General features: G+C 66.1%; 21 protein-coding genes and 2 pseudogenes. 8 read left to right on the forward strand and 15 right to left on the reverse strand.

Annotation, left to right across the window (positions count from 1 at the left end; translation table 11 throughout):
• Positions 1-459 precede the first annotated feature (459 nt).
• The 4 genes and pseudogenes from G6038_RS21255 to G6038_RS21270 form a co-directional block, all read right to left on the reverse strand.
• Positions 460-663, reverse strand: coding sequence for a hypothetical protein (locus tag G6038_RS21255; protein WP_165039755.1), 204 nt, complete (start codon positions 661-663; stop codon positions 460-462).
• A gap of 8 nt (positions 664-671) precedes the next feature.
• Positions 672-1,322: pseudogene (locus tag G6038_RS21260) on the reverse strand (class I SAM-dependent methyltransferase); the annotation flags it as partial.
• A 492-nt stretch (positions 1,323-1,814) separates the two neighbouring features.
• On the reverse strand, positions 1,815-2,852 hold the full coding sequence (locus G6038_RS21265) for a hypothetical protein (protein WP_240918628.1): 1,038 nt from the start codon (positions 2,850-2,852) through the stop codon (positions 1,815-1,817).
• Positions 2,853-2,856: 4 nt separating this feature from the next.
• Positions 2,857-3,984, reverse strand: coding sequence for an integrase (locus G6038_RS21270; RefSeq protein WP_165039756.1), 1,128 nt, complete (start codon positions 3,982-3,984; stop codon positions 2,857-2,859).
• A gap of 1,042 nt (positions 3,985-5,026) precedes the next feature.
• Here G6038_RS21270 and G6038_RS21275 point away from each other — a divergent pair.
• Both G6038_RS21275 and G6038_RS21280 read left to right on the forward strand, forming a co-directional pair.
• Positions 5,027-5,392, forward strand: coding sequence for a hypothetical protein (locus G6038_RS21275; RefSeq protein ID WP_165039757.1), 366 nt, complete (start codon positions 5,027-5,029; stop codon positions 5,390-5,392).
• Between the two features lie 618 nt (positions 5,393-6,010).
• The gene (locus G6038_RS21280) at positions 6,011-6,178 is read left to right on the forward strand and encodes a hypothetical protein (RefSeq protein WP_165039758.1); all 168 of its coding nucleotides are present in this window, start codon (positions 6,011-6,013) and stop codon (positions 6,176-6,178) included.
• 563 nt (positions 6,179-6,741) lie between these two features.
• Here G6038_RS21280 and G6038_RS21285 read toward each other — a convergent pair.
• From G6038_RS21285 to G6038_RS21295, 3 genes are all read right to left on the reverse strand, one after another.
• Complete coding sequence (locus tag G6038_RS21285; protein WP_206025405.1) at positions 6,742-7,257, reverse strand: serine/threonine protein kinase; 516 nt, start codon at positions 7,255-7,257, stop codon at positions 6,742-6,744.
• 942 nt (positions 7,258-8,199) lie between these two features.
• Positions 8,200-8,898, reverse strand: a complete 699-nt coding sequence (locus G6038_RS21290; RefSeq protein ID WP_165039759.1) for a hypothetical protein — start codon at positions 8,896-8,898, stop codon at positions 8,200-8,202.
• Positions 8,895-9,815: a ParA family protein gene (locus G6038_RS21295; RefSeq protein ID WP_165039760.1), complete on the reverse strand. Its 921-nt coding sequence runs from the start codon at positions 9,813-9,815 to the stop codon at positions 8,895-8,897. The genes G6038_RS21290 and G6038_RS21295 overlap by 4 nt, the downstream gene beginning before the upstream one ends.
• Before the next feature lie 2,147 nt (positions 9,816-11,962).
• Here G6038_RS21295 and G6038_RS21300 point away from each other — a divergent pair.
• The 4 genes from G6038_RS21300 (at position 11,963) to G6038_RS21315 (ending at position 15,602) form a co-directional block, all read left to right on the forward strand.
• Positions 11,963-12,355: a hypothetical protein gene (locus G6038_RS21300; RefSeq protein WP_165039761.1), complete on the forward strand. Its 393-nt coding sequence runs from the start codon at positions 11,963-11,965 to the stop codon at positions 12,353-12,355.
• An 88-nt stretch (positions 12,356-12,443) separates the two neighbouring features.
• A complete protein-coding gene (locus G6038_RS21305) occupies positions 12,444-14,249 on the forward strand; it encodes a hypothetical protein (RefSeq protein WP_165039774.1) in 1,806 nt (601 codons plus the stop codon).
• A 108-nt stretch (positions 14,250-14,357) separates the two neighbouring features.
• Positions 14,358-15,152, forward strand: a complete 795-nt coding sequence (locus tag G6038_RS21310) for a helix-turn-helix domain-containing protein (protein WP_165039762.1) — start codon at positions 14,358-14,360, stop codon at positions 15,150-15,152.
• Between the two features lie 237 nt (positions 15,153-15,389).
• Complete coding sequence (locus G6038_RS21315) at positions 15,390-15,602, forward strand: dihydrofolate reductase family protein (protein WP_240918629.1); 213 nt, start codon at positions 15,390-15,392, stop codon at positions 15,600-15,602.
• A gap of 1,090 nt (positions 15,603-16,692) precedes the next feature.
• Here the strand turns inward: G6038_RS21315 and G6038_RS21320 are convergent.
• Together G6038_RS21320 and G6038_RS21325 are read right to left on the reverse strand one after the other, a co-directional pair.
• Entirely contained in the window at positions 16,693-17,553 is an 861-nt protein-coding gene (locus G6038_RS21320) for a ParB N-terminal domain-containing protein (RefSeq protein WP_165039763.1), read from the reverse strand.
• A 3-nt stretch (positions 17,554-17,556) separates the two neighbouring features.
• Positions 17,557-18,270 (reverse strand): ParA family protein, encoded by a 714-nt coding sequence (locus tag G6038_RS21325; protein WP_165039764.1) that lies wholly within the window; start codon positions 18,268-18,270, stop codon positions 17,557-17,559.
• A gap of 657 nt (positions 18,271-18,927) precedes the next feature.
• On the opposite strand from G6038_RS21325, the gene G6038_RS21330 reads away from it, so the two are divergent.
• A complete protein-coding gene (locus G6038_RS21330) occupies positions 18,928-19,167 on the forward strand; it encodes a hypothetical protein (RefSeq protein WP_165039765.1) in 240 nt (79 codons plus the stop codon).
• A 276-nt stretch (positions 19,168-19,443) separates the two neighbouring features.
• On the opposite strand, the gene G6038_RS21335 is transcribed toward G6038_RS21330, so the two are convergent.
• From G6038_RS21335 to G6038_RS32145, 6 genes and pseudogenes are all read right to left on the reverse strand, one after another.
• Positions 19,444-20,301, reverse strand: a complete 858-nt coding sequence (locus tag G6038_RS21335; RefSeq protein WP_240918630.1) for a PDDEXK nuclease domain-containing protein — start codon at positions 20,299-20,301, stop codon at positions 19,444-19,446.
• A gap of 104 nt (positions 20,302-20,405) precedes the next feature.
• Positions 20,406-20,627 (reverse strand): hypothetical protein, encoded by a 222-nt coding sequence (locus G6038_RS21340; RefSeq protein WP_145962005.1) that lies wholly within the window; start codon positions 20,625-20,627, stop codon positions 20,406-20,408.
• The gene (locus tag G6038_RS21345) at positions 20,611-21,213 is read right to left on the reverse strand and encodes a hypothetical protein (RefSeq protein ID WP_145962006.1); all 603 of its coding nucleotides are present in this window, start codon (positions 21,211-21,213) and stop codon (positions 20,611-20,613) included. Before G6038_RS21345 ends, G6038_RS21340 begins: the two co-directional genes overlap by 17 nt.
• Positions 21,214-21,284: 71 nt before the next feature.
• Complete coding sequence (locus G6038_RS21350) at positions 21,285-22,928, reverse strand: site-specific integrase (RefSeq protein WP_165039766.1); 1,644 nt, start codon at positions 22,926-22,928, stop codon at positions 21,285-21,287.
• Positions 22,929-23,116: 188 nt separating this feature from the next.
• The gene (locus G6038_RS32140) at positions 23,117-24,262 is read right to left on the reverse strand and encodes a tyrosine-type recombinase/integrase (protein ID WP_165039767.1); all 1,146 of its coding nucleotides are present in this window, start codon (positions 24,260-24,262) and stop codon (positions 23,117-23,119) included.
• Positions 24,263-24,368: 106 nt separating this feature from the next.
• Positions 24,369-24,683, reverse strand: a pseudogene (locus tag G6038_RS32145) (DUF1016 N-terminal domain-containing protein); the annotation flags it as partial.
• A 414-nt stretch (positions 24,684-25,097) separates the two neighbouring features.
• Between G6038_RS32145 and G6038_RS31510 the strand changes: the two are divergent.
• On the forward strand, positions 25,098-25,376 hold the full coding sequence (locus G6038_RS31510) for a hypothetical protein (RefSeq protein WP_240918632.1): 279 nt from the start codon (positions 25,098-25,100) through the stop codon (positions 25,374-25,376).
• Positions 25,377-25,458 lie beyond the last annotated feature (82 nt).

A 25,458-nucleotide genomic window follows, 5' to 3' on the forward strand; every position in this document is an offset into this window, starting at 1 on the left:
GTCGCGTTGCGACGTTGGTGGCCGGCATGGTCGACGGCGCCCCCGCCGCCGCAGTTGCAGGCCCTGATGAACTCGGTCGCGGCGGGCCACGGCCTGCACCTCTACCTCCCGAACTAACAAACTACCGGTAGTCGGAAATGTCGACTGCGATTCTTGTCGGTTCCGGGAGGGTCGTAACGTGGAACCGCAAGCAAGAAAGAAGACGGTTCCTCCGATGATTTGCACCCTCGTTCTCCGCCCGGTTGCGCGCCCTCGCCGTCACCTTGGTCCTCGCCCACACCGTCCTGGCGACCCGGATACCGGAGCTGCCCGACTGGGACAACGCCGGCAACCCAACCCGTCACTGACACCCCACGCGGCCGGGCCAAGGACGGCACCCTTACTCCGAACGGACCTCGACCGACCCGACGTCCCCTCGCCGTACCTCGGCACTCCGGTCGGCCCATCACCGGTGCGTCATCACCGGCGTAGTCGCTTTAACGTCGTCTTCTCTACCGTGTACAGCTCGGCGGTGCCGGGGAGGTGGCCGATATCGATCTCGGAACAGCCGTGGTGGCCGGCGCGGTCGTCACCGACGCACCGGCTGCGTCGTCTCCTGCGCCGCACAGGGTCAAGCGGAACAATGCGAACGGCTACCGCGGCGATGATGAACACGCTGTTCACGCCACTCTTCACGGTGTACAGCTGGGCGCGTTCGGTACGGATGGCTGTAAGAGTTCGGCGCGGGTGCCGGGCATGCCGCTGTGACCCCGTTCGGTGCATTTGACTGCCAGGACCTGATTGATCCCGAGACGGTTCGTCGCAAATACCAACGCCGCGCCGGCCATGTACAGCCGCCATCCTCGTGCCCGCCCGGCGCTGCTCCGGACCACCGCCGCGTCCCAGTTCGCCTCCAGGTTCGCCACCCACGCCCGCAGGGTCGTCGCGTAGTGCTCGCGCAGCGACTCGACGTCGCGCACCTCGAAACCGGCCCCTTCGAGCGCCTCGATCATCGTCGCGAGCGGCAAGATCTCGCCCTCAGGGAACATATAGCGATCAATGAACGACGTTTTCGAGAACTCGGCGACGGATTTGCCCGGTCGCCGCGAGATCGCGTGGTTGAGCAACCGCCCCTGCGGGCGCAGCAGGGCGAACAGGTCCGCGGCATGGGTCGCCAGCATCGCGGCGCCGACGTGCTCGGCCATGTCGATGCTCGAGATCGCTTCGTAGGGGCCGTCGGTGACGTCGCGGTAGTCGTGGACCCGGATCTGCACCAACTCGCCCACGCCCGCGTCGACCATCCGTGTGCTGGCGTAGTCCGCCTGTTCGTGGGACAGGGTAACCCAGCGGTGTCGGATGCCGAGGCCCAGCTCGGCGCCGCAACACCGGCGGTCGGTGGTCACACTGTGCGGTGCCCCTCGGCGAGGTGGCGCTCGACGAGGGCGGTCAACCACCAGCGATCCAGGACTTTGCCCGTGACGCGCAGGAAGGTAGCGATGATGCGTCGTCAGGACACCTGTAGTGCCGCAGACGTAATCCGTTTTATGAAAGAAATTTTCGGAAGAAAACCTGACGATTGGGCCGACCGAAAGATGGTTAGTCGACGGTGGACCGACTGGGTGTCATTGTCTTTCGGCCGACCCGCTCACCGCCAACAATACAGACACTCTGCATGTCGCGCAGTGGTGCCGTTGGGATCCGCCGACTCGCCCACTCCAGCGACTTCACCGCACGATCGCTCAATCTCATCTGCGATTAGTGACTGCCACCCTTGCGGTCTAGCGAAAGATCCACCCGCTCAGCAACCGTACTCATATTGCAGCCTCTATGAGTCTCTAGCTATATCGCTCGAGAATCTCCAAAGTACGCTCGAGCAACTGATCGGCTTCGGTCTCCACCTCGTCGAGAAGGTTATCGACAGTTCGCATCCGCTCGTGTGTGTGCCGGCGAGCTGCGATACCTCGTGTGTAGTAGTCGCGCTCCATCTCGATCACCATCGAGGCGGGCGAGGAGTACGGACCGCTATCGGCTCCGGTGCCGTCACGTAGGTCACGTTCGAGCCGGGTGAGGCTCTTGGGCGGGAGGACGTGAAGTGACGCGGTGCCGTTCAATCTGGCGCGCACGAGTTGAGCGATCGCAGCTGCAGACAGTGGTTCCGGTATCAGCGGTAGGTACCCCCACCGATCGATCGGTGTGAACAGCGGCCCATCTCGTCTGCTTCCCGGCAGGATCGGCTCACTGCATGTCTCTTCCCTGTCGTCGACACGGGACAGGTGCCGAGCGAGCAATCTCGTGCTGGGATGGCGATCGGTGAAGTCGAGAATCTGGGCCCATTGCTCGTAAGTCCGTACCGGACACACTGACCGATCCGAACTCGGACGGACCCGAACCTGATGGGTCCCCCCGATGAACAACTCACCGGCATCGACCTCGATGTCGCTGCGGCGCAGACGGCCCACCGCGTCGAATGGCAACCCCGCGTATACCGTGAACACCAGCAAGGCAGCATCACGCCGTCCGAACAACCCATGCGGCCATCCCACCGTAGGAATCTGTCGCAGTACCTGCTCAGCGATGTTGCGACGATGCGCCAATCGGTCGGTGCGGCGCGTGTTGAGCTGAGCCCGGAGGGCGGTGACTCGTCCGGGCGCTGCGACACCGGCTCGGTGGTGGAAGTAGTTGATCGCGGAGACACGACAGATCTGGGTGTGGGGCGTAGCGGGATTCTCGTGCAGGAACTGGGCGAGCGCCATGGGCTCGGCCGGCAAAGATTCCAGATCAGCGGCGGCGCACCAGTCTTCGAAGAGCGACCAGTCGTACCGATAACGTGTCGGGACGTGTGCGCCGCGGCGGCCACTGTTCGACGAGGGCATCGTGTCACAGGCCGATCTCGGCGGCGGCGGTGGCCGCCCCCAGTGTCCGGGCGGGGAGATAGGTGTTCAGCATGGCTGTGCTGACGTGCCCCGTGTGCTGCATGATCGCGTGAACGTCGGTGCCGTTGCGCAGAGCCTGGGCGATGAATCCTGCGCGCAGGCTGTGTCCGCCGAGTTGGGCGACGATGTCGTTGTCGTACCCGGCGTCGTGGGCGCGTCGGCGGATCATGGCGTGGATTGCTGATCCGGAGAGGGCTGTGGCTGTCAGGTTGCCGTTCTTGCGGATCGGACGGAAGACCGGCGCGTTGGGGTGGGGTGGTTTCGGCAGCGGGCCGTGGCATATGTGTGCGTCGAATGGGGTTGGGCGGCGGAGCAGGCGGATCACTCCCGGTCGTCCTGTGGTGTCCCATGCGTTTATCACCTGGAGCCACCGTGTGTATGCGCACGGCGGACAGGTCCAGTGGCTTTGCGTGGGTGGCAGGAGCACGGTTGGTGTGCTGTCGTGCGCTCCGGTCGAATGTTTGACGGGGACTCGGAGTCCGCCGGTGGGATCGGCGGCGACGTCGCCGACACGCAGGGTCTCCAGGTCGGAGCGGCGCAGGGCACCGGCAAACCCGGTCAGCAGCACGGCGCTGTCACGGCGCTCAGCCACGTGGGAGGCCCAGCCGGTGCAGGCGTTGCGAGTGACGGCGAGGATGGTGGTGAGATCCTCTACGAGAAGAGGCGCGGTTCGGCGGGGAGGTTGGGCGGAAGAGTGCGTCTGGTGGCTGCGGATGGTGGCCAAGGCGGCCTTGACGCGAGGGTCCGTTCCGGGAGGGGCGTATCCGGCGCTGCGGTGACGGTGGTTGATGGCGGCGATCCATCGGGTCAAGGTGGCGCGGGAATACGGTCGTCCTTGTCCTGTCGTGCCGCGGGTGGCCGTGTCGGCCAGGTAGGCAGCGATCGTGTCCGGCTCGGCAGGCAGGGCGCGTCGGTGGGTGTGGTGGCACCACCGTTCGAATCGATCCCAGTCCGCGGAGTAGGCACGTCGTGTGTTGCTTGCCTGGGGCACGGAGGGCGGGTGGAATTCCAGCGGGCGGGCGGAAGGCGGTGTGCTGTTGTGACCCGGCGTAGAGGATTCGAGCGAGGACATCGCAGGCTCCTCCTCGGCAGTTGGATCGGTTGCCGCGCGAAGACTATCGCATCCACCTGCGACAACCATGCCCCACTCACAGCAGCGGCGAGTCCGGCTTTGGCACCGCGGACAAGAGCTGCGGGTCGACGCGACGGTGGACTGGAAAGTCGGTGCAACCATGGCAATACGCTCCATGATCTCGGGTTCGAGGGCCCGAACCGTACAGGTGTATGCGTCAGCCAGGGGGCCATGCGCATTTCGGGAGCTGTCGGTTCCGGAGATCGCCGGAACCGAGGGCCCACTGCCTACTAAACGTTGACAAGACGCCGTTGGAACACGGTGTTCCCGTCGACGGGCTGGCTCTCTACTGCCTTGATTTCGTAGAGAACAAATTCATTGTCGCTGCCCAGTGCCGGTAGGCCCCGCCGACGACACGTTTGAAAGCAGTCACCCAGTCCAGTCTGCGGTCTCCTCTCGTCGGAAACGCCCCGTAAGTTCGCCTCAATATCCACGGCGGCTTCCTCGACGCGGGTGCGCGTCTCCAGTGCAGCTCCTCCAACCACCACCGCCATACCACTCGTTCGTGCTGGTAGAGAGTCCACCGGTGGGCCAGGATTCCGGCTACACCCAGGATTTCCGCAGTTCGTGTGAACAGTCGCCGTGAGGCACGGGCACGGAGGCGATCGTGCGAGCCCGTCGCCAGACCCGCACTGCGGAGCCTGCGTAGGCAGCGCAGGGTCTGGGTAGCTGAGGTGTGAAGCAGGGCCGCGAGGGTGGCGGCGGGGATGCCGGGGTGCAGGAGGAGTTGCAGGTGGGCTTCCCGGGTGAGGGAGCCTAGGGACGGGGCGGACCAGAGGTCGGCCCGGGCGTGGCTGAGGCGGAGGCGGGGTAGCTCCAGGGTGCTGCAGCCGCTTGAAGGGGGCGTAGTTACTTGTGTCCCAGAACTGAACTGAGGCATCGCGACGCTGTAGCTTGCTGCCTTTTGCCCCGCCGACGCCTGCACGCGAACCACCCAGCCCGCGGTGACCAGCTGGGCCAGATACCGGCAGACCGTGCTCCGGTGGCTGCCGATACGGTCTGCCCACCGCCGCACATCGAGCGCCACGGTGCGGGCGCCGACATCGAACATGAGGGCAACGAGACCGTCGAAGACCAGTCGCCGGGTTGCAGCATCCGTGCCTCCGCGGAAGAACTCGGCACGATCGGCGGCATCGACGACTTCCAGGAGCGCCCGCCGGGTGCGGGCGAAAGGCCTCTGGGGCCCCACGCTGTCCGGAGCGTGGGACGACCCCGTTTTCGAGAGGGGATGCGCGCGTACATAGTCGGCGGCATGTGCCACCTGCCGGGCGAGATAGGTGTGACGACGTGGCCGGGGCAGGAATCCGACCGGTGTGCGGACCGTTCGGAAGTGCTCGAGACCGGGTAGCGCCTCGGTGAAGGCGGCATGTGCGATATCTGCCGACGTCCAGCCGGACCCGATCATGCCCGCAAGAATGCGCGCCGCCACAAAGCTGCGGTCTACATGAGACGGCAGGGGCTCGGCCAATAATCGAGCGATTTGCGGGGACACCGGGCGCCTCGTCAGGGGGAGACCATCCAGTCCCCTCCCCCACAGATCCTTTGCTACTACTGTTCCGTGGTGGAACGTCGGAGCCGTGTGCTGGATGCGTGACGGATTGAGCGGCCGCCGGCGTCTCCGCGCGGTTGCGGAAGCTTCTTCGGGAGCCGGCAACATGGCCCGCAGGTCCTCCAGCATGCGGGTCTGGTGCAAGGAAGGGATTCCCCGGTCGGCGACGCGCACCGCGGTCAGCGCATCGGCGCTGGCCAGCACGCGGGAACGGGCCTGCGTAGCCTTGCCGTGCCGAGAGCCGGGTGCGCGCACGCATCCTGTCCGGGGGTTGAGCAACGGACTGATGTCCAGCGAAGGAAACGCCGTGCGAGCACTTCGGGCGATATCGGCTACCAGGCGGGGTGACGCCGCTTTACCGAGTCGGATCCAGATATGGCGGCCACCGTTGTCGGTCCCGGAGGAGGCGCAGACCAGGTGCGGGATACCGAGGTAGGCGAGCAAGGCGGCGAAGGCAGCGGCGTGCCCGGGGGCGTCACCGCGTGCGATATCGAAGTCGAACGCCAGGAGTCGGAACTGTCCCTGGGCGTCGGCCAGCGGCAGCGCGAACGGACACTCGGGCGCACGTTCGGAAAGAACACGTGACTCGGAGTACCGGTGAGTGCGGTCCGGATCGAGCCGGGCCGGCCCGGGGGCCCACCGCCGTACCACGGCATAAATATGGTCGTGAAGATCGTTGTTTTCGCAGTTGGAAGCGTTGTCTGCTTCCGGCGGGACGATCGTGCCGAGGGGTCTCGTCACCGGTGTGACACCGGCCGGTTCCCCATTGTTATGTGACGTACGCGCAGCGCAGGTCGACAGGACAGCGGGCATGCCTGTAACCTGGCAATCGGTTCTCAACAAACCGAAGCCTCTCTCGTGTGGTTGCGAGAGTCGGTTCGAGGGATTCGGGGTGGTACCCGAAGGGATTGTGTGAGCACGCAGTGCGCTGGACGTCAGTCCGGCAATGAGTTGCCCCACCAAGCGGATGGTGGGGCACTCGCCTTTTCTGGGGTGGTTAAGCCCAATCGGGGGTGGTTAGGCCCCGATGAACTGACGACCATGTCCGGGGTGGTCATCCCGGAGGTCGGCAACGGCGTGTGCGTTCCTCGAATGAGTCTTGCAACGGTATGAAGATGTCGTAAGGCAGGCGCAGTCCTGCCGACGCATCAGCTCGCCATCGTCAAGCTCCTTCCCTCGGTCGTGCTCAGTGCCGCCTGACGCATATACGTCAGCGCGGAGTCGAACTCGTCCATGTGGCCGAAACCAACGGCCGCGAGCGCGCCCAGCAAAGCAACTCGATTGGTCGAGTAATCGTCGACCAGTTGGTCGATCGTGCTGCGGTAAGCCACCGGGAGCCGGGTCCACACCTTGCGGCGCTCGGCGCCGTCCTCGATGCCCAGTTCCTCGGCCAGACCTCCCGAGCAGTCGACGATCGTGTCGAGCTCGTAGGCCTGAAAACCTGCAGGTAGCAGGTCCAGATGGCGCAGTCCGATGGTGATGGCCACACCCAGGACGTCGCTGGCCGTCTCGTTCGTCGAGTTCTTGATCGCCGAGAGACGGTCGAGGTTGCGCTTCCACAACGTCGTCACAACCGGCTCGCGGTGACCCAAGGACGGGCGGCCGGCACCCGAGGTGCGGCGCGCGCGACGACGGACATCGGGCATCAAGGCGGGATGTGACATGCCTACTCGCCTTTCCTTCCGGTGGAGCTACAACGATCCGACGAGGCTGAGCGTACATCCTCTCGGAATTTCAGCAATCCCAACACGCGGATCCATCTCAGATTGCTGAAATAACCATAGGCCAACAACCGCGAGATGCACGGAGACGCGCCGAGGAGCAGATCGTAACTCGAGAACTCTCGAGAGGGACACCCGTGGCTCGAGGTGAGTCTCGATGCGGATGGTTCGAACCCCGCCCGCCTGCAGCGCTCGGCACGCGGGCGGCGATAGCGCCCCACCCTACTGGGTGGACACCTCGAACATAAGCACGGGCGCCCGGGTCGTCACCGCATCGACCCCATCCCGGAGCTCGCCAGCCGCCGCAAGATTTAGGTCGACGCCATCCAATTAAGAAAACGATTATCGTTAGTGCATTGGCATTGCATCTCGAGGGAGACTGCGACCCTGGGCGCCGGCCTGTTGAAGCCGAACTCAATTCTGTCCGCCGTTGCGCTGTGCAGTGACTTTCGCGGGGAAGCCGAGGCCGGGACCGAAGTCCGGATTCGCCCGAGCTCGAGAGAAACTTCGCTGCCTCGAGTGGGCACTCCCCTGGTGAGCCATCCAAGGCCTGTCGGATGTGCCGGCCGACGCCCCCGCTTCGGCACACCCAGAGCCCCGGACGTTCACCTCGGCCGCGGAAGTCGCAACGCTCCATATCGTGCGGATCGACCACGATTGTCCCGGACCAAATTCGCGAGCCCATCCCGGTCCCGATGTGGGACCGCACCCGGGTGCGCGACGTCGGCGCGGGTTTCTCCGTCTGCGCAGATCATTCGCGCTCCAGCGAGCGGCGCGGAGCCGGCGCAGTGCGGCTCATGCCTCGGGAGCGAAAGCGTCTGTCGCGGTGAGGTTATCGATTGTGCAGGGCTCTGCGGGAATCGTTGTTACTGCTGTTGCGGGCACTCACAGACTCAAGTACAGCCGAAGCGCTTGTTCGACAAGTGCGCTGCGACTGCCGGCGCCCCACTCTTCGGCCAGTCGATCCAAAACCTTTGCATCCGAAGCAATTACTCCTGCCAACGGAACTCGGGCTTGTGGCTCGCTGTGTCGGCGCCGGCGCGCGCCGGCCGCCTGCTTCCGCTGGAAGAGGCCCCCGGACGATCCTGCCGTCGCACGCCAATGTGTTTCCAGCTCAACGGCGTGAAGCTCGATCGCGTCGAGAACAACCTGCCCGTAGGAACGCGCAGTAGTAGGGTTGCTGGCACGCTCACGCAAGGTCAGCGCCCGAAGTGCGTCGTACACGGAAGGCGACAGCGAGACCTCCGGGGGCGCCGTGCGCGACACCGGCGCCGCACCACCTTCGCGAGGGCGTGAACGCTTGCGTGGCTCCGCTCCCCGCCCTTTGTCGGCGCTAGGGTCATCCTCCGCCGTGCGCTCGTCCTTGAACGGCTCGGTGACTGCCTGGAGATGGCGAAATTCCTGCGCCCGCTGCTCCGGGTCAGCCTCTGCGGCAGACGGTTCCGTCGTCTGCCGCAGAGGCTCCGGTGCCGGTTGCTGCGTGGGAGGGCTCTGCGGCTTCACCGTATTCAGCGAGGGGAGCAGGTCGTCCAGATCACCCAGTGCAGCCGGATCGAACGCCGCTCTGCGGCGTCGAGAAGTCACGCCACACCTCCTGCGACGCGTCCACTCTCCGCCGCAGCCAAACGACCGAGAACCTCCCGGGTCAGTGCCTGGTAGTCGCCGGCCAATCCCGACGGATCCCGGGACCACAGTCGCTCCCCCAGGTTTGCCTTCTGACGCAGCCGCTGAAGCCGGTGCTTCTGATGCGTGTCGGCAACCTCCACCAACTCGGAGGGGGTGAGATGGCGAGTGCGCAGATCGACTGCAGCCGCCCGGTCCGAGCGGATGAAGGTCTCGAACGGCGAGGCTCCGCTGCCCTCGAGAAGCTCCCCGACCTGCTCGAACACTTCCCGGTTTCTCGTGGTCGCGCGGGGATTGGCATCGAAGAGCACAACGCCCAAAAGTTGGATCAACGATCCGTTCTGCCGCGCGCGGAGGTACCGGGCAGCCAAGAGCTCGACGCCGGACAAGCTTGCGTCGTCGTCCTTGGTCGGGACGAGGAGATAACGCGCAGTCCCGAGAAGAGCGTCGAGCAAGGGTGCATCACCCGGGCCCGAGTCGACCAGGACCAGGTCATAGCGCTCGGTTTCACACAGGTCACCGAGAGTGGTGATCAAGTTGGCCCGAAGATCCGTGCCCGATTGGGCGGCGGTGGCTGCCACTGCCCCAACTACGGCCAGTGCCGGCCCTCCAGCAATCAGATCCAGATTCGGACGCACGTCGCGCTGCGGTTCGAGCGGGTGGGCGTACTGCAGCGCCATGCTCAGACCTCGCCCCCGGTCGCCATCGACGCCGAGATCGGACGAAGTCACGTTGGCCTGCTGGTCCGCATCCACCACAAGAACACGCCGGCCTGCTGCCGCGACCATCCCCGCGACGGCCGCGACGATCGAGCTCTTACCGACGCCGCCCTTTTGGTTGGCGACGAGGACGGTCCGAGCGGGCTGCTGCATGTTCACCCGGGTGAATGTACAGGCATCCGGCCGGACGACTGGGCATCGACACGCCCGTGAATGTGGCCGCTTGTACGGACCGTGGCATGGGCGCTTACACGACCGTGGATACCGCCGGACGTACGGCCATCAGTAATGCCATCTATTAGGCCATCGAAATGGACAGTTCAATGCTCAGCTATGCGGCCATACATATGGCGGTAGGGAAGGGCATGTAGACGGCCATGAACGACGTCGGAAGGACGGCCATCCCTACGGCCTATCGAAAGGCCATGTAGAAGACCGATAAGAAGACCACTAAGAAGGCCATGCACATGGCCATTGAAGAGCACTGACGTAGGGCCGCAAGTATGGCCATGCGAAGCGCCGTACGATAGCCATAAATGGCACCATACACACAGCCATATAGAGTCCCGGTGGAAGTCCATATTGATCACCATAATGAAAGCCATACGACAAACCGTATCTACACCCATACATATTCCCACACGTGTTTTCGCAGTACACAGGGCTATCTACGTCCTGATCAAGCTGGCGCACCGAACGAAGATGTCAAACAAGATTCGGGCATCCCGTGACCGGGCGAGTGCGGGTGTAGACGCCCATGCTTGCTGTCTGGGGTGACGTCGGAGGCGAGGACGATCGCAACAGGTAGTAGAGCGCGTGAAGCGGAGGATTGAGGTTCGCAACCTGCCGCGACAAGAGTCGGGGTCGATAGTCGAGCGATGGAATCGGAGGACGACTGTGGCCTTGCGGAACCCGCCCCTGCAGTCCGTTCCGACAGCGCCGACGTGACGCGAGTGGTCGGCTGTCAAGCGCTTTCATCGTGTCGAGGTGGTGCGGTTCGGTCGTGAACCAGGCCTTGGTGTTGTGCGCTTCGGCGATCCGCAACGAGCTGTGCGAGCCGGTGACCTTCCCTTCTGCGGACACCACTCGGCTCCCGGCGTAGACCCGTGCGCACTTCCATACGGGGGCCCATATGTAACGCCATACCGAAGGCCATGACTACGGCGCTCCACATGGCGCTGATAAGACCTGCCCTACGACCCGACCGGGGGACTTCCCATGCGTGGGGCGTGGCGGGAAGGCGCTTGGAGGGGAGCGCGAATGGCGACGGCAGTGGTCCCCGGCGCGCCGAGGGGAAGAAGCGACGGCCGGTCGAGCCGAAGCGGCGCGAAGGCGCTCAGATGACGGGATGCTCATTCCCGAACTGGCGCGGCTATCCCATCCGGGCAGGGCTGCGGAGCGATCCCACGGCCGTCTTCCCGACCCCGAGTTCCCCGCCGGACACGACGCGAGCGGGAAGCCAAACAACCAGCTGAACTGGCCGGATGCAGGGGAGGCGAACCGATGGGGCGCTGGAGAGTCGGCAGGGATCCGCCTCCAGCGGAAGACCCGCCTGGGAGGTCATCGCCCCGGAATTGCCAAAGGCGTCGGGTCGGGCGGTGATAACACGGAGAAAAGTATGTTAGAACGCTGATAAAAAAATTATCACATTAAAGATTGGAAAGACGCAGTTTAACGGGTTGGCCGCACTCTTGGTTCGTCGGACCGGGCATGCCCCGTCTCGCGGTGGTGGCAGGGCTCAACCTCCGGAGTCGCGCTCGGGTCAATCTGCACCGGGAAACCCGGACCATCCTGGGCGGACGGTCGGGTTCACGAAGTAGAAGATCATCGTCAGCGCATGTCCTGGCTCGAATAGCCACACGCGCCAGGACTTGTCTCCGCAGCGCAGCGCAGCGCTTTGCGCAGCGTCCGCGCCGCACTCTCCGAGGATCCTCCAGCGGAACGTCAGCTGGGGAGGTGCCTACTACCTGGGCCGAATTCGTGCCGCTCGGCACCGGAGCGATCTTCTTCGCGCTGAGCGGTGCCGCCTTTCGCGGACGATCAGGTCGATCTACCGTCTCGGCCTACCGAAAGCGCACGCGAAACGAACCCGGCAGCTGAACAGCGGCAACGGCCGATCCATTGCGCGCATCCTGGGGGCCCGTCTTCTTGGGGCAAGGGCTGCGTAAGGGAGCACGCGTCGCCTCCAGTCGAGTTCTCGCCGGTCTGCCGTTTTCGGGATCTGGGCGCATTGTCCGGGAAGCGGTATATCCTTTGCCGTGGCAAGTCGTGTGTGATTCAGGCTGGGATCCGGAGGGGTATTGATTGTGACCGCGGCACATCTCCCCTCTGACCTGGCGGCCTACAACGACGCCGCCCGCATGTGCCAAGCCGAGCTGGTGACGGCGCTTCAACAGTTGCTTGGCGCCAAACTTGTCGCGTACCTGGGCGGGGTCAAAGAGACTAGGGCCGTTCGGCAATGGGCAGCGGGAACCCGCACCATCGGGAACGACACCGACCTCCACCGCCTACGCCTGGCCTACCGCATCGCGCGACTGATCACCGCAGGCGACACCCCCGCCGTGGCGCAGGTCTGGTTCGAAAGCTTGAATCCCATCCTCGACGACCGCTCCCCGGCGCTTCTGCTCCGAGAAGGGGAGCTGGCCGAGATCGGCCCCCACGTGTTGTCCGCCGCCCGCGAGTTCGCCGCCGCCCGATGACGCGCTGGATTCCCGCCTCCCCCTTGCCGGTATGGACCCCCACTAGGAACGGTGAACAGTGATGGCATCGACCAGGAAAGGCCAGCGCATGGGTGGGGGAGAGCAGTTCGCACTGTTCGACGTGGCGCAGCCGGCCGAGCCGGAAACCAACGCCCGGGTCGAGGCCGCCTCCGCACTGCAGCCCGAAGCCACCGCGGAGGCGGTGGACATCGCGGAGGCGGTCCCGCCGTCCGACACGCCACCGTCAGAGCCCCAGCTTGAAGCTCCGAGTACTCCGGAGCCGGCCCCGCCCGGGTGGGAGAGCCTGCCAGCCGGGGAAGACGCCGACGGACACGCCATCGTCATCACCGCCGCAGCCTCCTACACCCCGTCCGGACGAGTACTGACCGGACCTGTCGACTCGATCGACAAACTCGATCAGCTCATCCGCTGGGCCGCGTTGACCCCCTTCGGGTCCCCGGCCCAGGTGTGGCTCGTCGGCGTCGACGCGTGCGCACAGCTCGGCTGGCTCATCGACCCGGGCAGCGAGGACGACGTCGACGACCTCGAAGCGCTGCGCGTGCGCGCCGCCGACGAATTGCGTCAGGTCATCGCCGCCACCTTGCCGCCGTTGATCGCGCAAGGCTGGGAGTTGCGGGGCGACCCCGGGCACGTGGTGCACCTGTCCCGCGCGATCGGGAAGGCCACCCAGATGGTGGACATCGTGCTCGAGCCCTATGTATGGACCTACTGGAACAAGGACTTCGGTTGGGGCAACCGTGTCGGCGACATGGGCATTCTCGGCTCACCCACTGCCGGCACCTACCTGCCCGACGACGACTTGCCCGCCGCGCGTGAACTCGGCCGTCGGCTCGCGTGGAGCGCACAGCATCTCGGTGTTCTGCCGGGACCGACGCCAGCCCGTACCGGGGCGGCGGTTGTCGACAAGATCCGCCGTGAACGGACCCGTACCGGGAAGGGCATCCTTGTCACCACGGCCGGACCCGTGCCACCGTTGGATGGGCCGCCGCGCGGTGATCTCGAACCGGCCGCCGGTTGGGGCCGCGTCCCCGACGCCGAAGATCTGGACCATGCCTGTCGACTGGTGACGATCGATCAGCGCGCCGCGTACCTGGCCTCTGCGGGCATGTTGAGTTTCGGGTACGGGCGACCGCGCCACGTTGTGGGCGATGCCGCCGTGGAGGAGGCGTCTCGAACCAAGCCGGCCTTCGGGTTGTGGCGTGTGACCTTGCCGGCGGCAGGGCAGTACTCGTTGCCGGAGAAGTTGCCGCTGCCGCATCCGGTGATGCAGTTCGATGCACCGGTACGAACCTGGGTGACCAGCGTGAGCCTCGAAGGGTTGTGCGCACCGGTCGCGGACGGGGGAATGGGGGTGGACGTCGACGATCTCGAGGTCACCGAAGCGTGGATTTATCCCGAGCAGGGCAGGGCGTTGGACAAGTGGGCGTCGATCCTGCGCGCTGCTCGTGGTGTCGCGGTCGAGACCGACGATGTGGCGATGAAGCGATTCGTCGGTGCCTGCTACAAGGGGTACATCGGGCGGATGGTGAATCCGGAAATGTGGACTGCGACTCGGATGCAGCATCACCATCAGCCGTTGTGGCGAGCGGCGATCATTGCACATTGTCGTTGGCGGGGCCGTCGGGTGGCGATGCGCATCGCGCGTGAGACCGGTCGGTGGCCGATCCGCACCATGACGGATTCGTGGATGTATCTGCTGGGGGAGGCGGACGACGTCGCGGATGACAGCCCGGCGTTGGGCAAGATGGTGGTCGAGAAGCACGCCTGGCTCTCCGACGATCTGCTTGCAGTGTTCGCGGCTGCGCAGGACACCCATGAGGTCAAGCTCGCTATCGATGCGGCCTACGGTGCCTGTGGCGAGGAGGACGCGTAGATGGATCGGTGTGGGTCGGTGTGGCGGCACGGTGTGACCGGCGTCGGGTTGTATGGGCGGCACGCCCTGGCAGGTCGTTGTCGGGTCGGTGGGGGAGAGGGCGAATAGGTGGCGCTACATCTGCCGAAGAAACGTTCGAAGTCGGTGCCGCAGACAGCTGTGGGTCTTGACGGTATGCACGTCAAGGTGGCCGCCGCGGCGACGGCGGGTGTAGCCAAGTCGCAGCAGACCAGTCGAGGCTTGGCGGGGCTCACGACGACGGTGTCGGTGGGGCAGTTGCGTACCGAGATCGGGCGGGAGGGGTTGCGGCAGGCCGCCATCGACGCTGGGCGCAGGGCGCCGTCGGACCGCACCCTGCGCCGCTGGGTGCAGCAGGGGCGCATTCCGCACGCCGATGTCAATGAGCTCGCGCAGCGTCGTGCGGCGATCGAACGACTCGGGGGAGTGGCGGCGGTGGCGCAGCAAATCGGGCGTACCCCGTCGGCGGTGTCGCGCTACCGGTCGGGCAAGACCAATGAGCTGCGCAACGACGCCGCCAGCAAGCTCCGGGCGGTCAAGGCGCAGGACACGATGCAGCGGGCCGGGGTGCTGCGTCCGGACGGCACGCCGAAGCGGGCCACGATCCGGGTAAAGGGTCGGGTCGGGGTGCGCAACGGTTCCGAGGCCGGCTACGACTTCCGCACCCGCACGCTGGACTTTGCCAACTCCGATGTCCCGTTCACGGTGGAGGAATCGCAGGCGTTGGCGGCGGCGCTGGCGAATGATGATCACGGCCGGGTGGTGGCGATCCTCGAGCGTCATGCCACGCTGGAGTACCCGGAGAACAAGGGTTTCGACGTCTACAGCGACGAGTTCGGATTCCACTTCGAAGCGATCGAGGACATCCAGATCGATTGGGCGTAGAGGGTGTCTCGAGGGCGGTATCGGTCTCGATGCGCTCACTGTTCGGCGAGTTCTCTGCGGAGGTTGGCGCATTCGAGATGCCGGCCCAAGGGGAGTGCGTCGTCCTGATGCTGGTCGCTTTACCGCGGTAAAGCGCGATGGTGGCGGCTCAAGGATTCACCCCTCCCCAGGAGTTAGCCGGGGTGGTTGCGGTTTACCGCGGTAAACCGCAACCACGACACGGAGGTGTGTCCACGAATGAAGGGGGCTCGACCGCTTGTCGGCTATGGCGTCGACGAGTACCGGCTCGCCGTCCACCCCGTGCTGGTCGGTTCGGGCCGGCGCCTGTTCGACCCCGCTGACGTGCAGGCGACCCTCGACCTCCGCGACTGCAAGGTGCTCGACAACGGTGTCCTGCTGCTCGACTACACCGTGGTGTCCGACGCCGTAACCCTTCCGGACTTCGGCTGAGGCCCGTCCCCGGATCAGGCCCGGCCGACCGCCACCTCAACTCGTCGACGCTGTTCCGGAACGGTCCGTCGAGCAGCCCTGTATACGGCTGGGACGGCGCGAACGAACCGTCGCGTCGGTCCATGGGTTCGAGAACCATCGATGATCCCGGGGCCGCAGCGACGACATCGGCCGCGCACGACTGCCCCGGGTGGGGTGAGGTGTCAGGGTCGGGGCCACCAGTCGAGTGCTGCACAGGACTCGTCTCCGACCACCCATGCGTCGTGGGCCGGTGCTACCGCGAACGGTCCTCGGGTCCGGCCTCGACCTCTGGGCCCTTCCGGCTTCGTGCTCGCATTCGGCCACTGAGCACGTAGCGGTAGTGGTGCTGCGAAACCCGGCTGGTCCCGGCGCCGACGTGCGTGGACTACCGCCGACTCGGGCGACAGACGCCATGACCGAGGGTGATCAGCTCGGGGATGTCGGGCACAACGCGCATGCTTCCATCCGGGAAAGTCATGGTTCGCCCTGTCTGATCGCCTCGAGCGCAAGTCCGTCCCACGGCTCCGGCATGGAAGCGATGCTAGGCAGCCTGGAGTTCGACGTCCTTCGTCCAGGCGCGAACCATTGGTTCCCACCGCAGGGAGGGGATGGGGGCGGCGGCACAGGAACTCCGGTTCGGTGAGTCCCTCCGCCACCCGGTACGTCGTATCGACTCGGCGCGATGTGACGACGGTTGCGGAGAGGCCAGCCGCTACGGTGACGTTCCGAAACAGAACGTACGTGTGAACCATTCGGAACGAGGGTGTTCTGGATCGGCCCGGGTTACTCCGTCTTGTGATGGCGCGGTGGCATATGGCCTCGCGATTGACGGCAGGGAATGGACTGGAGATCAATTAGTCACGTGACAGTGCCGACTGGGCGGGGAGAAATCAGGGTGCCGCTCGATGTCGCCGTCCCCTTGGCTCCGGGTGCCGATTAGCCGTCGAAGTCCTTGTCGCGCTGCTCGGAAACCAGCTCACGACGAAAGGTGCTGGTTTACCGCGGTAAACCAGCACCCCCGTGGGAGTCGGTGCTCGACCCGGAGGCGCCGGGGGAGCCGGCGCCGGGGTTATGTGTGCGCAGTGAGTGCGCCGATCAGGGCGCGCAGCCCCTCCTCGTCGAGATAGTCACGCAGTGCGTCGGCGAGAGTGGGAGGGTCGGCATCGAGTCGACGGAAGGCGCGCACCACCTTGGCGGCATCCGCCCGAGGACGTTGGTTCACCGGCGGGCTGCCGTCGTCGGCGCAGTCCTTATCGACCGTCTCGATCTGCTGCTGAGCCTGCCAGGTATCGACCTGCTGTTCGAGGGGGACTCGCGCGAGCGATCGGGCGAGTCGGACGGCGAGTTCCCCGCGACGCAGCGCGGTTTGGAGTTCAGGGGCGAGTTTGAGCAAAGCCCGGCGTTGGGAGACCCAGCCTTCGGTCTTGCCGAGCCGGGCGGCGGCGGCATCGGCGCGGCCGCATTCGGCCACGAGCAGTTCGACGGCCTTGGCTTCCTCGATGACGTCGAAGTCGCGGCGGCCGATGTTCTCGGTCACTGCCGCCGCCAGCAGGGTGGCACGGTCGCGGGCGACCTCGTCCTTGACCACGATGTCCAGGCCGGTGCGACCGAACTTCGAGGCGGCGGCGTAGCGGCGGCAACCGTTGATCACCACCCAGCGGGCTTCGGCCAGGTCGGTCTCGTCCTGGGGGTACAGCTGCAGGTATGCCTGCCGGGTGACCACCAGCACCGGCTGCAGCTGTGTTTCGGCGATGGAGGCGAGATCGGACAAGTCCCCCAGGTCGTCGCGGGGGTTGCGCGGGTTGGCCACCAGGTCGGTCAGCGACGCGGTGGTCGGTGCGGTGCGGCCGAGGTGCTGGCGGTCGACGGGGGAGTGTTCCCCGACGGCGGCGGCCAGCGAGGCGAGGGAGGTGCGGGTTCCGCGGGCCATGGCTTATCGGCCTCCGTCGATGCGCAGCTCGAGGGCCAGGCGGTAGAAATCCTCGCGGGCCTGCAACGCGACCCGGTTGGCCGGATATTCGGTGACCACCAGCCCGTCCGCGCTGGCCCGGGCGTGCAGCTTGTAGTGCCGGATCACCGTGTTCGCCAACGGCCACTTGTTGGCCCGGACGAAGTCCTTGGTTTCCTCGAGATCCCTTGTGCCATCGCGAGGATCCCAGTTGTTGATCACCACTGTGTGCGCGATGCCGCGGGGTTCGAGCACCTTGCGGATGGTGCGGGCGGTCGGGTCGAACGACAGCGGTTCGGTTTCCATCGGCACGATGACGTGATCGGCCACCTCCAGCACGGCGCGCAGCGCCTCGGCGGCCGGGCCCCGGCCGAGGGGATCGGAGTCGTCGTCGGCGCCGGCCAGGTCTATCCAGCCGGGGGTGTCGACGTAGACGTGCCGGATGCCGGGCAGCTCGTTCAGCCGGCGCAGGCCGGTGATGTCGTCGTGAGCTTGGACGACGTGGAACGGCAGGTCGTCGATGCGGTCGGCCCACCAGATCGCCGAGCCCTGTGGGTCGACCGAGACCGCGGCGACAGGGGAGATGGCGTCCGGGTCGTCGCCGGTACCCAATACGTCGGCGGTGACGGCGGCAAGGTTGACGGCGATGGTGGACTTGCCGACGCCGCCCTTCTGATTGAGAACAGCATGAACTGTCATGCGCGATGCGCCTTTCCGTGTGCTTCACCCACCACGGTGGTGGGCTACTTCGGACCGAGAGCACCCTACGGCAGGCGGGTGTCCCCGGGCGCAGCGACACGCGGCATCCGGTCGGCGCGTTCGCTTTACCGCGGTAAAGCGGACGCAGTCCCTGGGGCCGCCGGTTCGGACGGGGCTGCCTTGCTGGTGACCGGCAAAGCCTCGCTGAAGCGGCGGTGCAGAGGGGTTTACTGCGGTAGACAAAGCTCCGGGGGTTTCCAGATCCAGAAACGACCTCCAGGTTCGACCCTCACGCAAGAGCCTCTGCTGGCGTGTATGGAATCCTCCGTGCTCCGTGCTCCGTGCTCCGTGCTCCGTGCTCCGTGCTCCGTGCTCCGTGCTCCGGGCTCGCCGAACCACCGTTCCTTCGGTGGCGGACGGCAGGCCCGGCTCGCACACGGGCGCCGAACCCGGGCCTCACAGCCACGGCAAAGCTCCGCTGGACAGGCCCCTCGGTCACCTGCACAGGGACGACGGCCTTCGGTGCTCGCTCCCTTCCGGGCCGGCATCGTCCTGATTGCGGACCTCTTGCGATCCCGGAAATGCCTCGAATGCGACAAGACATCCCTGGTTGGGTGTCGTGGGCAGATAATGAGTTGGGAGTCAAGGAGCGAGGTCATGACCGGCCGGCCGCGGCGTCGCCCACGGCGACGCCAAGACGTGGAGATCTTCCCTCCAAATTTCAGTAGCGACGAGGTCGAAACCCTAGTGCGGCAGGCGCTACGCCGGGCGTGGGCCGAGGGCTACCACGCATCGAATGTGGATGCCTGCTTCAATGCCGAGTTCGGAACCGATCGCCGTAGCGTCAATCCCTACGACGAGCCCGCCGGCCAGTCGGATCAGCGCGACACCGGTTAACGGGATGGCGGCGCAGGGCCTGGGCTGCTCGGTTGTGCAGCGGCGGGCCCATCATTTACTCGACCACGATCCGATCGGCGAGGGTGCTACTCCTCCCTAGCCAGCCCACGCCCAGTTTCTCGGGTGACGTTTCCGGTCCGTCCCGCCCGGGGCCAGCAACGTTCGCTTCGATCGGGCGGTACCGGACGGGTTCCGAGCCGTTCCTGAAAGTGACGGTCCGACCGTTCCGCTGCCTCTCGTGCCCCCCGATTCTCCGCATGAACCCGTGTCACCTCACTATGCGGTATCGGGGTCGCGGGGCGCATCGTCGGCGGTGCCGTCCTCGGCAGAATGCAGGGTGAGTTCGTGCAGGGTTGCATCCACTGCGGAGGCGAGTTCGTCATCGGTGGGGACGAGTTCGCGGACCGGGTCGGGCAGGGTGTCGTAGGTGTAGTTCGCCACCGCCAACGGCGCGGTGGTACCGGCGAGGGAATACCGGACGACGTTGTCGTTGCGGCCCGCGCACAGCAGGATCCCGATGGTCGGGGCATGCCGCTCCGGCATCCGCAGATTCTCGTCGATCCAGGACACGTAGAACCCGAGTTTGCCGGCATACTCGGGCTCGAACCGCCCGATCTTGAGCTCGACGACGACGAACCGGGATTGGCTCCAGTTGAAGAACAGCAGATCGATGTAGAAGTCGTCGCCGTCGACGCTGAAGTGGTACTGGCGGCCGACGAAGGCGAAGCCGTGCCCGAGCTCGAGTAAGAACTTCTCGAGTCGGGCCATCAGCGCCGTTTCGAGTTCGCGTTCGGCGGCTCGTTCCCTGAGGTCGAGGAAGTCGAAGAGGTACGGGTCGCGGACGAGCTGCTGCGCCAGGTCCGACTCCTGCGGGGGCAGATGATCGGGAAAGTTCGACGGAGCCGCCCCGATCCGCCGGTGCAGCTTCCCGGTGATCTGGTGAGCAAGCACGTGACGCGACCAGCCGTGTTCGGCGGCCCGGGCGGCGTACCAGTCGCGCTCGTCCTGGTCGTCGAGCTTGTCCAGCAGCACCGTGATGTGTCCCCACGGCAATCGTCCAACGGGTCGTTCTCGGTACTCCTCCTCACCCAACGCAGTGCTGGCCAGCGACCACACGTCGATGGGAGGGCTCATCGACGCGGGGCTGAGTGTGTATCCGACGCTCGGACCTGAATGACGCCCTCGCCAGGGTTGTTCCTGGATGTCCTTGGCTGCCAGACGTGGAATCCCCTGCCTGGTCACTTCCCGGCGCCGCGGTGCAGGATGTCGAGGAGGTCCCGCACGGCGAGCATGAGTTCCCAGTAGGAGTGTTCATAGAACAGGGGCGTCATCTCCGCGGGGAGCACACCGTCGAGGTCTGCAAAGAGTTCCTCTACCTCGGTGATGCGGTCGCCGTCGGAATCGGCGGGCTCGTCGTCGTTCACCCGGTGCGATCCGGGTTCATCAGCTGCTGAGGTCATCGCCGCATCCTGTCTCACGCGTGGACGGAATATGTGCCGGGCGTCGGCCGAGGTGAGCGCTCTGCTCTGTGCTGTTGATTCGTCGGGTGAGTTCGGTGTTGAGCCGGCGGACCGCGTCGAGTTCCTCGTTGCGGTCGGCGAGTTGTCCGGCCAGTGACCGATTCTGTTCGGATAGCTCTAGAATCCGTTGAGCATCACCAGATTCCGAGCCGTGGGCGAGTCGGGCGAGCTCGGTCATGTCGGTGCGTGATTGCGTGCCGAGGACCTCGCCGAGACGATGTTCGAGGGCACGGATCTGCTGGCGCAGGCGTTGGTTGGCGGCGCGTTGGTTGGCCAGGTCGGCACGCAGCGATGCTGTCGTGACAAGTCCCTCGCGAGTGACGCCGGAGTCACGTGCCTCGGCGATGCTCTGCATCCGACTGCGGAAGTAGTTGATCGGACCACCACCGAAGGTGTTTTCACAGAGTGGGCAGGGCTGTGCTTCGTGCCGGTAGAGGAAGGTCTCGGTGACCCCGGCATCGCGGGCGAGGGTGGCTGCGGGGATGACCCGACCGCGGGCCACGCACCGGTCGACGGCGGTGCGCACCGCCCGGTGCTTGTCTGCGCTCACGGCGGCTCGGTGGCGTCGTATCCCGTCGGTGCGGGGGTTCGGCGCGGTCACCGGGCCACCCCGGTCGATGCTGTGGTGCCGGGTGACCGCAGCCGCTCGAAAGCCGAGGGGAACACGTCCGGGTCGTTGTGTCGGACGATGCCGGCCAATTCGAGTGGCACGACCCGGGCGACCTGGGCGCGGGCGGTGCGTACCTGGGTGATGCATCGGACGATCTCGTCGCGTTCGGTCGGCGTGAGACCGTCGAGTTCGCCTTCGCAGCGACGGATCAGGTGTCGGACGCGATCGATCTCCTCGTCGGTGGGCATGGCGCTGCTGCGCACCCACGGCTCGATCTCGGCGGCATCGGCGGCGCGTATTCGTTCCCGGGAGGTCAGTAGCTGGCTCAGGTGTTCTCGCAGCTCGGGCAGATACGACGGGTCGGTGCGGAAGTGGGTGCAGCCCAGGCACCGCATCCGGTAGGGGCAGGCATGACCCCCGGCCTGCACGTTCGCCGGTTCGATGCAGATGCCGAACGGCACTGCGGTGGAGCCGATCTGGGTTCGCAGCTCCTCGGCAGGCTCAAGGGCCCGGAGTCCGGCCGAGGTCAGTGATCCGCGGTGGGTCAGCTGCAGCCGGCTCAGCCGCAGTACCGCGTCCCGTCGCCGAGTGGGGGTCAGCCGGTAGTAGACCTGTGTCGTGGTTGGTTTGGTGTGGCCGAGGAGATCCTGCAGAACCTCCAGGCTGGTGCCGCTGTCGGCGTGATCCTGTGCCCACGTGTGCCGCAGCGCATACGGATAGATCTTGTCCCGCGGAAACGGCTGCCGACCATCACCGACGGCATGGCCGGCCCCGGCGATGCGGCCCTCCTCGTCGAGGTCCGGGCACCATAGTTCGGGCAGGTCCATCACCCAGCGGCGGAGCACCGTGTGGACATGCCACGTCGGGACCGACCGCAGACCGTCCGGATTTCGATGTGGGGTCGGGAACAGTGGCAGCCGGGCCGGGTCGGTCATCGGGTAGGTCTGCCGCACTCGATTCTGCTGGTCTTCGATCACCGCCGCAGTGGCCGCGCTGATCGGCAGGCGATAGCCGGTGACGGCGATCTTGGTCATGTCGTGCACGAGCACCGGGTGAGTGTGCTCGTCCCCACTGTCGTCACGATGGACACTGCGCTCGAGGCATCCGTCGAGCGGCAAGGCGCACAGCTCACCCGGGCGTCGTCCGGTGCCCAACGCGAGCGTGAACCAGTTCACCGCCCACGCTCCGGCAAGGTCCTCGAGCCGATTCAGCGCCGCCGGATCGAGTAGCTGACGGATCACCGCCCGCGGTAGTGCCCGACTCGGCTCGTCGACGCTTCGGGCCCGGCCGGCCGGGAGGTCCGCTCGCAGCACCGCGAACGACGCGGGCAGACCGGCCGCGACGGCACCCGGCGCACTCAACCCCCATGCCTCGGCGTCCTCGAGTACCCGGGCGAGATACCGCACCATCCGCTGCTGGCCCTTGAGGGTCAACCGGCCTTCCTCCCGCAGGTGACCGAGCCGAATGAGATGGGTGGTGATGTCCGCGCGGCCGAGTGCAGTCGGGTGCACGCCGTGATCCTCGCGGTCCTGCAGCGTGGACGACAGCAGCGCCACCGCCAGGATCACCTCGTCCAGATACGCTGGGCTCACCCTGCGCAGTGCTGCGCGCAGCACCCATTGCTTCACCATGTCGAGAAGCCAGCCCTGGCCGATTCCCGTGGCGCCACGCTGTGCTCGATCGGCCCGGCCGCGGAACCTCGCCCACTTCCCCGGGTAACCGAAGGACCTCAGATCCCACACATCACACTCATATTGGGCGGCAACAGCTTTGGTTAGATCTGTATCGGCCGAGTCGAGTCGGACAAGGACGGGTTCCGTCATGATGTGGTCTCCTCGGACAGTCTCGTGGCCAGCCGGTCGACGGCGGCCCGGGTGCGGTCGGCCCCGACGTGGATGTACGGATCGGCCGAGGACGGTTGGCTCCACCCGAACAGTGCCTGCAACTCGTCGCGACTGGTGCCCGCCGCCAGGTGTTCCGAGGCGGCGAAATGCCGCAGCATGTGCGGATGGATCGGCCGTAGTCCGGCGTTCGTCGCGAGACGTTCGACGATCTTGTGCAGGTTGCGGGGCGAGATCGCGTTCCCCTGCGTCGGTCCTCGCAGCGCCACGATCAGCATGTCGTTGTCGGCCGCCGCGGGGCAACGGTCTCGCTCGTCCAGATACCGGTCGTAGAGCGCCACCACGATCGGCGGCACCGGCACCACGAAATCGAACCGGGCCTTCGACCATGCCCCGTTGGGATTCGTCCGGCGCACCACGTGCAGATGCTCTCCGCACGTCCGGCACCGCGGTCCGGTGTCGCCGGGTACCGGAAGACCCAGCGCGCCGGCGTCGGGCACGAAATGGATGTCCTGACGGCGCAGACCCAACACCTGACCCACCCGCAGCCCGGTCACCGCCATCAGCACCAGCATGAACCGGTCCCGGAAGGTGTGCGCCGTCTCGACGAGCGCCACCACTTCGGCCGCGGTAGCCCCCTCGGGCGGGCCGCCTCGTCGCATCTCCCTGCGCCGGTGCCGTACCCGCGGACCCGACCGGCCCCGGAAGTTGGGCTCGTCGGGTAGGTCGAACAGATCACCGAGCACTGCGGCAGGAAGCTGCTGCTCGGCCACGGCGAACCGGTAGAACTCACGGACCGCGACCAGGATCCGGTTGACCCGGCTCGCGCAGCGGGGGCGAGTCGCACTGCGGCCGGCAGTCAACGGAGTCGTGGCCAGATACCCGGCGAACAGGTGCAGATCCTTCGCCGCAGCCGACAGGTCACGACCGGTCTGTTCTGCCCAGGTCAGAAACAACGCCACCGAACTCGCGTACGCGGCGCTGGTGGTTTCGGCCTGCGCCCGACCGTAGAACCGCACCTCGAGCCATCGGGAAGCGAGCTCGTGGGGGCGGTAGTCGTCATCGACCACGCCGTAGTACGCACCCAGGTCGGGGGTGGTGATCCGCAGTCTGCGGTAGCTCACGCCTCGAACGGTAGGCCGCGCCGGCCAGCGGTTCCGAGAACCATCGACGGTGTGTCGCCGAATCCTGACCTCAGCCAGTACCCGATAGTCCCACCGAAGTACTGAGAACAGGTTGTTGGACGATTGCGGACCGAGGCCACAGCAGGGCCATCTGCCGCATGTAGAACAGGTTGCTGCGGGACAGGCCGCGCATCTGGGGAAACTCCGATCGCAGGTCCGAGGCGAGGCGGTCGATGACCTTGGTTCCCCAGCCTTGGGTCTGCTGTTGCTCCGCAATGGCCCGACCCAGGTCCCAGTACAGCACCAGCAGCTCGGTGTTGACCACTCGGGTGGCGCGGAGCCGGGCGTGGCGCACCTGACCTTTGAGCTGATCGAGAAACTGCGGGTAGTCGTCGGGTAGTGCGGCGGCAGGATCGGTCACCGCCTTATCCTGCACGGTGCCAACGACGTTGTTCCAGCTCGGTTGACGACACTGCTTGACGCGCGCGATAAGGCGCTGCACCACTACGTTCCCGCTCGCCAAATTGCTTGTTCGCAGGTGGATTGGCCTGTACAGGGCGCCGGCCTGGTCGGCGGTTCGAAGGTATGGGCATAACGAGGGCGTGGTTGACGCCGCTTCCCTGGGGCGGAGGCTGAGGACATGGCGAGGCGGTTGCCGGATTGGGAGTTGCTGGTACCCGGGGAAGGGCCGTAGGTCAGCACGATCCGGATCGAGAATGAGGCGGGGCAACCAGGGCCGATCGTCGGCGCGGCTACGGCCGGGGCGTCCGTGTGGCGGGTGAGGTGTCTGCATTGTGACTGGCTGGGCAGCAACGGCGGTGCGGATCGGTTCGGGGTGGCGTTAGAGCCTGGGCGCCTGACGTGGGAAAAGCTCGAGGAGCGGTGGGTGCGGCGCATCTATTGGGTGTCGGCGAAGGCGACGGGGCTCGACGCGCTCGAGCAGCTCGATCGGTTGGCGACCGAACAGCAGGCCCTGACCGAGGGGGTGGACGAGGGGGTCCGCCGGTGGCAGGCCGAGGGCGCCTCGTGGTCGGAGGTGGCGGAGATGACGCGTCAGTCTGCGTGGGAGGACTGGGTGGATTCCTCGGCGGCGCGTTGGCACCGCCGCCGGTGACGGTTATGGAGGGGTGCGCGCACAGCCGCTGTACGTCGGGGCGTTCAGGCCTGCCAACGAATAAGGATCCGAGGTGGTCTTC

The sequence above is a fragment of the Rhodococcus sp. 14C212 genome (genome assembly GCF_011058195.1).
In the GTDB taxonomy this organism is placed as follows: domain Bacteria; phylum Actinomycetota; class Actinomycetes; order Mycobacteriales; family Mycobacteriaceae; genus Rhodococcus; species Rhodococcus aetherivorans.

Bases quoted from the DNA above. Each gene is read 5' to 3' on its own strand.
- G6038_RS21265 (WP_240918628.1), bottom strand. From the start codon at position 2,852: ATGCCCTCGTCGAACAGTGGCCGCCGCGGCGCACACGTCCCGACACGT.
- G6038_RS21270 (WP_165039756.1), bottom strand. From the start codon at position 3,984: ATGTCCTCGCTCGAATCCTCTACGCCGGGTCACAACAGCACACCGCCT.
- G6038_RS21285 (WP_206025405.1), bottom strand. From the start codon at position 7,257: ATGTCACATCCCGCCTTGATGCCCGATGTCCGTCGTCGCGCGCGCCGC.
- G6038_RS21305 (WP_165039774.1), top strand. From the start codon at position 12,444: ATGGGTGGGGGAGAGCAGTTCGCACTGTTCGACGTGGCGCAGCCGGCC.
- G6038_RS21315 (WP_240918629.1), top strand. From the start codon at position 15,390: ATGAAGGGGGCTCGACCGCTTGTCGGCTATGGCGTCGACGAGTACCGG.
- G6038_RS21320 (WP_165039763.1), bottom strand. From the start codon at position 17,553: ATGGCCCGCGGAACCCGCACCTCCCTCGCCTCGCTGGCCGCCGCCGTC.
- G6038_RS21325 (WP_165039764.1), bottom strand. From the start codon at position 18,270: ATGACAGTTCATGCTGTTCTCAATCAGAAGGGCGGCGTCGGCAAGTCC.
- G6038_RS21330 (WP_165039765.1), top strand. From the start codon at position 18,928: ATGACCGGCCGGCCGCGGCGTCGCCCACGGCGACGCCAAGACGTGGAG.
- G6038_RS21335 (WP_240918630.1), bottom strand. From the start codon at position 20,301: ATGAGCCCTCCCATCGACGTGTGGTCGCTGGCCAGCACTGCGTTGGGT.
- G6038_RS21340 (WP_145962005.1), bottom strand. From the start codon at position 20,627: ATGACCTCAGCAGCTGATGAACCCGGATCGCACCGGGTGAACGACGAC.
- G6038_RS21350 (WP_165039766.1), bottom strand. From the start codon at position 22,928: ATGGTGAAGCAATGGGTGCTGCGCGCAGCACTGCGCAGGGTGAGCCCA.